Consider the following 9963-nt stretch of genomic DNA (forward strand, 5'->3'; position numbering starts at 1 on the left):
TCAGGACCCGGTATAAGAAATCCTGCAATTTCCCGCTACTGTTTCGGCGCGATCAGGCCGCAAATTCAGACGCTTGGGAGTTGTTCAGGCTGAACCCGATAGCCTCTTTGACAGAAAGATTGAGAGGCACCCCACATGCTGAACAACCAAGAGCTTTATGACAAAATTCGCGACTCTGGCGAGTTGGCTGATCTGATGAATATGCAGACCCGTGAACAGATCGTGGAGCGTGTCCATCAAATCGCCAGGGATGCTGGTCGAACCGACCTGACGCTGGACACGATTGACGCGCAGATCAACGATGAACCGGCCAGGATCGTCGATCAACGCAGCGAAGATGACAGTCTCAGCGACGAAGAGCTGGAGCTGGTCGTAGCCCGTGCCAGCATGGTTTGTTATGACACGTGATTGAACGCCTGAACGATGGGCGCCGAGGTCTCAAGTTCCCATCTCGCTGACCCAGCGCTCATAATCGCTGTTGCTGGTCTGCGTCGTTGTGCCCCGACGCGAACGCGCATCACGGGCTTCGCTGGGATTAACGCCATAGCGCTGTTTGAACGCGCGGCTGAAATCGCTTTCCGATCCAAAGCCCCAGCGCCATGCGATCTCCCCGATCCGCATGGTGCGATGGCTTTGGTCCAGCAAATCCTGCAGGCTGCGCCGCAACCGACGCTGCCGAATATACTTCGATACGCCTCCCATCTGCTCGAACAATCGGTAGAGCCGGGACCGCGACATTCCCATGATGGTCGCCAATGTATCTGGCGTCATGTCACGATTGCTAAGATTGGTTTCTATGTGATCTTTTATGGTATTCAGCACCGCAAATTCCACGGCCTGCCCGTCATGCTGCCCAACGGCACCGGGCACCGGTGCGTTCAGAATGCTTTCGATCAGGCTTAGCAGGGGCGCGATCGCCGCCACCCCGTCGCTGGCTGTCATCTGTGTGCGATTGGCTGACAGGGTGCAAACGTAGGCATACAACAGCTTGGCTAGGGGCATTTCGGCAGGGATCACGCGACGATGATGCCCGTCAGGGCGCGCCAGGTTTCGACTGATCATATCGCGGGGGATCATCGCAGTGATATGCTCAAAACCATAGTCGACCGCGTCAAGCGGTGCGCTGGCGTCGATGATGTAGATATCTCCGGGCCGCACGATCCGGGTGTGCCGCCCATCCTGAACCGAACAGGTGCCACGCGTAAAGACTTGCACCAGATAGGCATCCAACCCGTCGGCAAGGATCTTTGTCTGCGGTCGCGCAAACGCTTGGGTATCAGAAGCCAGTCGCCCGATGACTACATCACCAAACATGGATGCATCCATCCGCGCATTGAACGCCAGAGGATCGGAGTGTTCATCCAGTTTCGTGTCGAAAATCACGTCGATGCTGTCGCGCCACGCGGAAAATCTCTCTGGCAGTGCTATGCCCCTGGTGTCGAATGTTGACGTGGCCAGAAGGCTCATTCTGTTGTTCCTATGCATATTTATCGCAGCGAATAACACAACACAGAGGCACCGGTAACTTATAGAACGTTAGTATGTTAACAGCTTTTTTGCAACATTCATCCTGATGTCGCCATATTTCTGAAAGCTGTTCGTGCCGGATCGAGGCGAAGCTGGGGCGGCGTAGCAGGCTGACAGATTGCGGTCGGAACCAGCAAGATTTTACGCCAATGCCTGCCAAAATTTTGCCGTTGGGCTGTAGGCGTTTAGGATTACCGCCGGGTTATACTGAAGTCGGCCTTATGTTCCACAAGACCCGATTTTCGCACTATGGGCATCATAATATTTTTGTCGAAAACAACGCGACATTTCTGGACGGGACCGCGGCATTTGGAAAAACGGCACCGTATGATCTGATATAACGACCTCTTGTTAATTCGAAGAAAAATCTCAGCCAACGCATTGAATCCCGGCCATCAACCGCACGAAGAAGAATGAATTTCATAAATACTGTATACGCGCTAAAATTAGACGGTCATGGCCATTTATTTCACACCATGGCGTGCCCCTTGAAATAGATGAGGGCGAATTTTCTGGATGACAATAGCAAGATTGATGTGTCACCTGCACCCTAAATTGATTTTTTCGGAGATAACCTTGATCAATATCCAGCCCCTCGACCTGACCAAACCCCAGCCCGATGTCGTGCATCTGACCTATCCCCGTTATCGCTGGCGTCTGATGTGCGAGGAGCCGCCGCACGCCGCCCAATTCGAAGGGCTGAAACTTACCGACGCCTTCGTGGCCTGCATTGATGATCGGGCTGTGGGGCTGGCGTTGCTTGACGCCGGTTCACCGCAACACAGCCGCCTGCTGTCGGTCATGGTTGCCAAACCCATCCGTTCCACGGGGGTGGGTTTGCAGCTGATCGCTGCGATTGAGAAGGCCGCCCGCGTCCGCGGCGCCACGCAGATCGAAGCGCATTTTCTGCATGAACCGGCCCGCGACCCGTTTCGCGCCCTGATGCGCAGTGCGGGATGGACAGCGCCGGTACCATTGAACTTCCGTTTGGCCGGGCGCGCCGACTGGACAACGCGCATGGGGGCTGATTGGCCACGATTTATGAACCGTATGGAATCAAATGGTTTTTCTACCACACCTTGGGCCAGCATTGACGCCGCTGACCGAGAAAAAGCGGATGTGCTCGTGGCCGAACAGGCAGGCAACGAAGTCATCATCTCTTACAAGGGATGTGAGGACTTCTGCGACGAGAAGTTATCGATCGCCATCCGCAAAAATGGGGAACTTGTCGGATTTATCCACGGAGAATCCCTGCAGCAGAACGATTTCCACTACTACAGCACGGGGTATGTCAGCAAACCACTGCAGCGCGCTGGATGGCTGATCGCCGGACTGGACGACGTTTGCCGACGTCAGGCTGTCGAATATGGGCCTGAATCGCTCGCGATCTATGAAACCTATGGCACCAACACGCGAATGATTGACTTCATGCGCCGTCGGCTCGGTCCTGTGTTCACCTGGATGAAAGAGCGCCACAAGGTTCAAAAGTCCCTGATCTGACAGCCTGCGCCGGATCGACCTGAAAGACGGCCGTCCTGTCGCAGGCTCAACACAAAGATTTTTCGCCAAATTTCGTCTCCGACAGAGCCAAGCTGTCGGGGATTTGACACGGCATCCCAAAATAGTGACGCTTTGTCCCAGATTGTTGACTTAAGCCATTATTCCATGGCCGTTCAATCAAGCGTGCAATTAAACCTGCAGGCACCCGTCTTGCGAAGGCATTTAAAGCGCCAGCCACTCATTTGACCAGTCCGCGTTCCAAATTTGAAGAAAGTCTGAAGCGTGTCACAAACGATCTCCAATTTCATCGAAATTACAGCGCGGCGTTTTATTTACGGTGTCATGTTCTGCCTTTCTCTGGTGGTCTTTTATCCGTCCATATCCTATGCGCAGGGGGCACCGGTCTCGCGCAGTCAGGCGCAATCTGCCGTGGTCATCTCAAGGGTTGGCGGAGAGACCGTCCGTTTTGCAACAGAGACGGATTTTCAAGAGCTGGTAGTAGGGCAGGTTCTTGTCGACGGAGATATTGTTCGTACCGGGCAAACGGGTGCCGTGGCTCTCTTGTTTGTTGATCGCACGGCGATGCGCCTGCATCCGAATACTGAGCTGGCGATCAGACAGGTTTCGGATACGCAGACTTCGCTTGAACTGACCTCTGGCAAAGTGTGGGCCCGCACGCCGCGCGAAACGAACTCACCGATCACTGTTCAAACCCCTAGCGCAGCGGCTGCGATCCGCGGCACGGACTGGACGCTGTCTGTCGACGCCGGGGATGTCACAAGCGTTTTTGTCTATGACGGCGAGGTAGATCTGACCAACGCCCAAGGGTCGATTTCTGCAGGGGCCGGGACTGGTGTGTCGGCGTCGCGTGACGGGGCACCGCAAAGTGTTCAAGTCTTGAACCTGACAGAGCGCCAGCAAATGCTGTTCTCGGTGACCCCAGGTACAGCTGCAAATGCGATAATACAGTTCGAACGATCGGTTGCGGGCCATGGTCCAGAGCCAGATGCCTATCGCCAGGGCATCAGATTTATCCGCGCGGCTCGGTTCGATCAGGCCGCCACGTTGTTGGAGCGGTCTGCCTCCACCTTTGACCCGCAGCGCGCTACGGCAGCCCGCTGGATCGCGGCATTCGCGCGTGCGGAGTCTGGTGCACCAATCAGTGGGCAAGGCCGCGGCAGCGGAGCAGTGGATACATTCGCGCGCGCCTATCTGGCCGCCTATCAGGGCGACCTCGCAAGAGCAGCCGCTGCCCTTGTCCCGATACACAGCGCGCCAGTTGCTTTGGCCGAAGCGGTGCGCTTTTCCGTCTATCTTGACCGGTTTGACGAAGCGCGGCGCCTATCGGCGCAACTACAGACCGTGGCGGGGGGAACGGCGCAGGCGTTGTCCGCCGAAGCCTTTGTCAAATGGATCGTGGACGGCAATCCTTCGGAAGCTGTCAAATTGTACCGCCGAGCGGTGGCGCTGGATACAGAGAACCCGACATTGCTCAGTGATCTCGCCATGGCCGAACACACCGTCGGGCATCCGATCGAGGCCGAGGCAGCGCTTCGCAAGGCCCTGACGCTTGCCCCGGGGGATGCCGGTATTCTGGCCAATCTGGTCGTGGTATTGCTGGACCAATATCGCGTGGCAGAGGCACAACGGGTTGCTGATCAATTGACGAAATCCTCGCCCGGGGCCTACACGACTCTGGCCGCCCGCGCGCAGGTCGACATCAGCAAGACCGACAATCTGCGCGCCGAAGAGTCCGCGCTTGAGGCTCTTGCGGCGCAACCCGCAGCGGCGGAAAACTCCGTCCTTCTGGCAATCGCCGCGCACCGGGCCGGGCACGACGTAAGAGCCCAGCAGGAACTGGACGCTGCCAGACGCCTGGATCCAAACAACCCGAATGTCCCAGCCATCCGCAGCGCTATTGCACTTGATTACGCACGCGCAGACGATGCGATTGTTGCAGCTATGGAGGCGGACAGGCTATTCCAGTTAAACCTTGCGGCGGAACGCCTGAGCGCGAACCGAAAGAGCGGGTCGATCCTCACGGCGGCGTTCCAGAATCTGGGCCTCACAGACTGGGCGCGGGACATCGCCGACCGAAGCCACGATCCTCTTTCCGCCTCGAGCCTTTTCAGCGAAGCACTAAATCCACGCCCGACCATCGCTTTTGAAGATGTTTCAAGCGATCCATCCGACAGCTATATTCTGAGTTCCGAGCTGCAGGGAATCCTTTTGGATCCGCTCGGCGTCGTGACGCGTTTGCGCTACAGCGACATTTCTCTCAAACCGTTTTTCGACGGTGAAATCTCGGCAACGATAGATCCTGATGAGGCGACAAGTCGCTTTTACACGGGCACGATAAATGGCTTTACGACAACCCCCGTGCCGCTTGGTTTCTATCTGGATGGAATCTTTGAGAGCGCGGGAGACATATCTAGTCCCTCCCGTATGACAGCCGAAAATACGACAATGATTCTTGTCGCAGAGCCAAGCGCCAGATTGGGGCTAACGGCGTTCCGAGTGGCTGCCAATCTGAAAAATGGTGTTGCCGGGCCTTTCTTTGACTTGGGCGTAAATACCAATTCCGATGTAAAGTTCAGCTTTAGTGGTCTGGGTGCCTCTTTCAGATTACAGGAGCGCAAAGTTTTATCTTTCTATGCCTCCGTTTTCAATTTCGAAGCTGAATTTACCAACGAGGAGACCAGAGATTTCTTTGGTGATCTATATGTCGAAATTGAGCGGTCCCGCCCTTCAAGTAAAACCGACTTTTTCTCGATGGGATATCGGGGTGACGACGCAAGCGGAACCTGGTTTGCCGGATATGAGTACATGAAAGACACAACCTCGTTCAGGACTGAATATTTTGAAGTCTATGAGTTCGGGGATGAATTTCACTTTGGATCTGTAGATTATCAGACTAAGCAGACAGGCTCGCGACTGTATATTCAACGACGTCAGGATTTTGGCGGCAGGTTCCAGGTCGAAGGCGATTTCGGCCTGCACTATGTACGGGTCGATGGCACGGGGACCGAACCGCTTTCGCCACGCGTTGCAATGGGGGTCACCATTGCCCCGGGCCACCGTATTCGATTGGCCGCCATTCGCGACGTCTGGCTGTATGACGAGAGCCTCGCTCCGGCGACGGTCCTTGGCCTGTTCCCGATCGGTGCCCCAGTTGATCGGGGTGGCACGACCGTTGCACGCATCTTCCGCTATGACGGGACGTTTTCGAACCGCTTTCACCTAAGCCTTGAACATCAGTCGCTTACCTACACCAATCTTTCCTTTGATTCGGCGGATATCGACACTAATGTCCACAAAGCAACGATGGAGCGCACAGATCTGCGCGGCGAGATGTGGCTCGGGGGCGGATTGGGCGCATTTGCATCAGCTGCGGTAACCCGGTCAAATATTGTGTCCGGCGCCGTAGAAGGTTCGAGCATTTTCGGCGTCCCTGACCAAGAAGCGGCAGTAGGCTTCACTTGGGTTCACCCTTCACAGCTCAAGATTTCCGCGCAGGCACGCCACATCGGATCGCGCGTCGGGAACGCCGACGGCACAAAGCTGGATCCGGTCTGGACGGTAGATGCCTCTCTCACGTGGCAACCGTTGGACAAGCGGTTGCAGCTGTCTATCGACGCGCGAAACCTCTTTGATGCCGATATTCAAAGCAGCTTTGATCAAGGGAGCCTGGGACGTTCGATTGCAGTTTCCGCTGCTTTGCGCTTCTGAGGGGACCGTGAAAGACATGCTTCAACGGTTAACGGCTTGGAGCGTTCCGGTGTCCGCGGGGGCTCTGGCCGTGCTGATCTCCCTGTTGGGCCTGCTGAAAGGTGCGGATGAGGCGTTGTATGACCAGATGGTCACGCGCCTTGTGCCCCCGCCCGAGGCACCCGGTGCAATCCTAGTCGCTATTGATGAACCGTCTCTTGCCGAATTTGGTCCCTGGCCCTGGCCTCGTGCGGCGCACGGCGCCCTGGTCGAAAGCTTGCGGGCGGCCGGGGCCGGTTCGATTGCCTTCGATGTACTGTTTGCAGATCCCGGCGATCTTGCCGATGACGGTGCGTTTATTGCGGCCGCCGGCCCAGATGTGGTTCTGGCGCGCGATGTCGAGATCATCGAAACCCCACAGGGCCGGATCCGCACCGAGGTGATGCCATTGCCGGAACTGATCGCCTTTGGTGCCCGCACCGGTTCGGTGGCAATGCCGATCGATTTTGACGGGGCCATGCGCAGGATGCCCGCACAGGGTGGCTTTACCCCCGAAATCGCACAGCGCGACGCGGCCCCGGATGGTGCGCGGATCGCCTGGGCTGGTCCCCCCGGAAGCTACCCTCGCGTGTCCTACTATCAGGCGGTCGATGCAAAGGCGTCGCTTCCGCCCGGGTTCTTTGAAGGGGCCGATGTCATCGTCGGATTCGCGCTGCGGGCGGTGACGGAACTCGACGGCGGCGTCCCGGATCACTTTCGCACCCCCTGGACACCGCGCGGTTTCGGCATGATGCCGGGGATCGAAGTCCATGCGAACGCGCTCGACACTTTACGCCTGGAGCGATGGATTATTCCCTTGGGCCACTGGTTTGTCGTTCTCGCGGCAGGCGGCATTGCTTTTTTGACGGCTTGGGCAACATCGGGCCGGTCGGCGGCACTGGCAGTCTGCATTACGCTCGTCGCGGCCCTGACGCCTGTAGCGACCTCGGCGGCGGCGCTCACATCGGGCGTGTGGCTACCACCAGCCACCTGGTTTGCGGGCGCAATTTTTGGGGGAATTGGTCAAACCCTGCGGGACTACGCCCATGAACGTAGGTTGCGCGCCACGGTCACAACGGCTTTTGGCCGATATCTTTCTCCCGCTCTTGTAGAGCGTTTGGCGCAAGACCCCAGCGCGCTGAAACTGGGCGGCGAGAAACGCCACATCACCGTGATGTTCTGCGATTTGCGCGGGTTCACCGCGATTTCCGAGGCCATGAAGGACGACCCGGAGGGTCTGACCCGACTGGTCAACCGCTTGCTCACCCCCATTGCCGATGCGATCCTTGAGCATGATGGCACAATCGACAAGTTCATCGGCGATTGCGTCATGGGCATCTGGAATGCCCCGTTGGACATCGACAACCATGCGCAAAAGGCAATTGATGCCGCAGTTCAGATCGTGGCCGACATCGACCGCCTGTCCGAAACGATCATGGCAGAACGCAAAGCGGCGGGTTTGACGGATTTAGGGGTCGCATGCGGTGTCGGAATTAACTCCGGACCCTGTGTTGTGGGTAATATGGGGACCAGCGACCGCTTTGATTACACCGCCATCGGGGATCCGGTGAACCTGTCGGCAAGGCTTGAGGCGCGGACCAAGTATTATGGCTTGCGTATACTGATCGGTGAAGACACCGCGCGCGATACCAACGCGCACGGCTTGATCCAGGTAGACCGGGTTGCGGTTAAGGGACGCGCAACGCCGGTTGATATCTATACACCGGTCTGTGCCCTGACGGATGATGCCACGGTCGATCTGGCCGCACGTCAGTCCTGCGCGTTCGGCAAATATCGCAGTCGCGATTGGGCTGCGTCGGCTGCCCTTTGGGGGGAATTGGCACAGGATGCGCCCATTGCAGCGCATTATTCAAAAGTGATGATCGTCAGGTCAAACAATTTTGCTGCTCATAATCCCTGCGAAGATTGGGATGGCACATGGCAATTCGACGAAAAATGACAAGATTGTCTAATTTTTTAAGAACTTGGCACCTGCCTGTTGATTTGCACCCAGAACTGAGCCGGTTTTTTCACCGAGAAGTGAGCCACCTCTGATTATGGATTTTGGTTCATGCCGGGGGCAAGCTGTGTGTTGTTTCCTTCTTCTTTGCAGCAGATGCCGCAGCTGAGCTTGCTTTGAAGCGGAAGCTGTCGTTTCCGGTTTCAACGATGTGACAGCGGTGGGTCAGGCGATCGAGCAAGGCGGTTGTCATCTTGGCGTCGCCAAAGACCGTGGCCCATTCGCTGAAGCTGAGGTTGGTGGTGATCACGACGCTGGTGCGCTCGTAAAGTTTGCTGAGCACGTGGAAGAGCAGTGCCCAAACGGCGGCAAGGCGCGATCCGTTCCGAGATGGGCGATACGCGCCACAGCATTAAAGCCGGGGGCAATCCCCTCGGCACGGCACGTCGTCCCACATACCTGTTTTCCGGAATGCTGAAGTGCGGATGCTGCGGCGCATCCTACACGCTGATGAACAAGACCAAGTACGGTTGCTCTGCGGCACGCAACAAGGGGACCTGCGACAATCGCAAGCTGATCCACCGCGAGCGCGTCGAGACGCGGATCCTGGATGGGCTGAAGGACAAGCTTCTGCATCCGGAGATGATCGAAGCATTCATCGTCGAGTATCAGCGGGAATGGAACCAGCTGCGGTCTACCGAAGTCTCGGAGCGCGCCACCTGTGAGACCGAACTCAGAACCGTAACACAGAAGATCGACAAGATCGTCGATGCCATTTCCGAGGGGATGTTCCACGCGTCCATGAAGAACAAGATGGATGCGCTGGAAGCGCGCAAGGGGGACCTGACGACCAGACTTGCGAATCTGGGAGATGCCGCGGCCCCCATTCATCTGCACCCGTCTCTGGCGCAGGTCTACCGCCAGAAGGTCTCAGACCTCACCGCATCCTTGAACGACGAGCTCGCGCGTCCGGAAGCGACGGAAGCGTTGCGCGGCCTGGTTTCGGAGGTACGGATGGTTCCGGATGACGCCGGTAAGCGGCAGTCCATCACCCATGGCACTGTGGTTTTACTACTTGCCGAAGTTCCATGGCATGAGAGTGTCGATGTCAGTCTGCATGTGCTGATCGAGGATCTTTCGGAGTGTGGCGGCGACATAGGCTTCGGGGTTTACGGCGTTCAGGCGACATGTGCCTATCAGCGAGGCGACACGCGCCCATGTCGCGGCGC

Annotated in this window: 6 protein-coding genes and 2 pseudogenes; 5 read left to right on the forward strand and 3 right to left on the reverse strand. The window is 57.1% G+C overall.

What is annotated here, in order from left to right:
* Positions 1-135: 135 nt before the first annotated feature.
* Positions 136-408: a hypothetical protein gene (locus CHB75_RS20810; protein WP_089274060.1), complete on the forward strand. Its 273-nt coding sequence runs from the start codon at positions 136-138 to the stop codon at positions 406-408.
* A 30-nt stretch (positions 409-438) separates the two neighbouring features.
* On the opposite strand, the gene CHB75_RS20815 is transcribed toward CHB75_RS20810, so the two are convergent.
* Positions 439-1467: a helix-turn-helix domain-containing protein gene (locus CHB75_RS20815; protein WP_176439238.1), complete on the reverse strand. Its 1029-nt coding sequence runs from the start codon at positions 1465-1467 to the stop codon at positions 439-441.
* Between the two features lie 636 nt (positions 1468-2103).
* Between CHB75_RS20815 and CHB75_RS20820 the strand changes: the two genes are divergently transcribed.
* From CHB75_RS20820 to CHB75_RS21530, 3 genes are all read left to right on the forward strand, one after another.
* Positions 2104-3027, forward strand: a complete 924-nt coding sequence (locus CHB75_RS20820) for a GNAT family N-acetyltransferase (RefSeq protein WP_176439239.1) — start codon at positions 2104-2106, stop codon at positions 3025-3027.
* 282 nt (positions 3028-3309) lie between these two features.
* Positions 3310-6756, forward strand: coding sequence for a FecR domain-containing protein (locus CHB75_RS20825; RefSeq protein ID WP_089274066.1), 3447 nt, complete (start codon positions 3310-3312; stop codon positions 6754-6756).
* Positions 6757-6772: 16 nt separating this feature from the next.
* On the forward strand, positions 6773-8734 hold the full coding sequence (locus CHB75_RS21530; protein WP_176439240.1) for a CHASE2 domain-containing protein: 1962 nt from the start codon (positions 6773-6775) through the stop codon (positions 8732-8734).
* Between the two features lie 109 nt (positions 8735-8843).
* Here CHB75_RS21530 and CHB75_RS20840 read toward each other — a convergent pair.
* Positions 8844-9092: pseudogene (locus CHB75_RS20840) on the reverse strand (ATP-binding protein); the annotation flags it as partial.
* Between the two features lie 152 nt (positions 9093-9244).
* Here CHB75_RS20840 and CHB75_RS22265 point away from each other — a divergent pair.
* Positions 9245-9292: pseudogene (locus CHB75_RS22265) on the forward strand (hypothetical protein); the annotation flags it as partial.
* A gap of 513 nt (positions 9293-9805) precedes the next feature.
* On the opposite strand, the gene CHB75_RS21810 reads toward CHB75_RS22265, so the two are convergent.
* Positions 9806-9963, reverse strand: a 158-nt coding sequence (locus tag CHB75_RS21810; protein WP_141135057.1) for a transposase domain-containing protein, incomplete at its 5' end; no start/stop codon positions are given.

The organism is Puniceibacterium sediminis (assembly GCF_900188035.1).
GTDB lineage: Bacteria > Pseudomonadota > Alphaproteobacteria > Rhodobacterales > Rhodobacteraceae > Puniceibacterium > Puniceibacterium sediminis.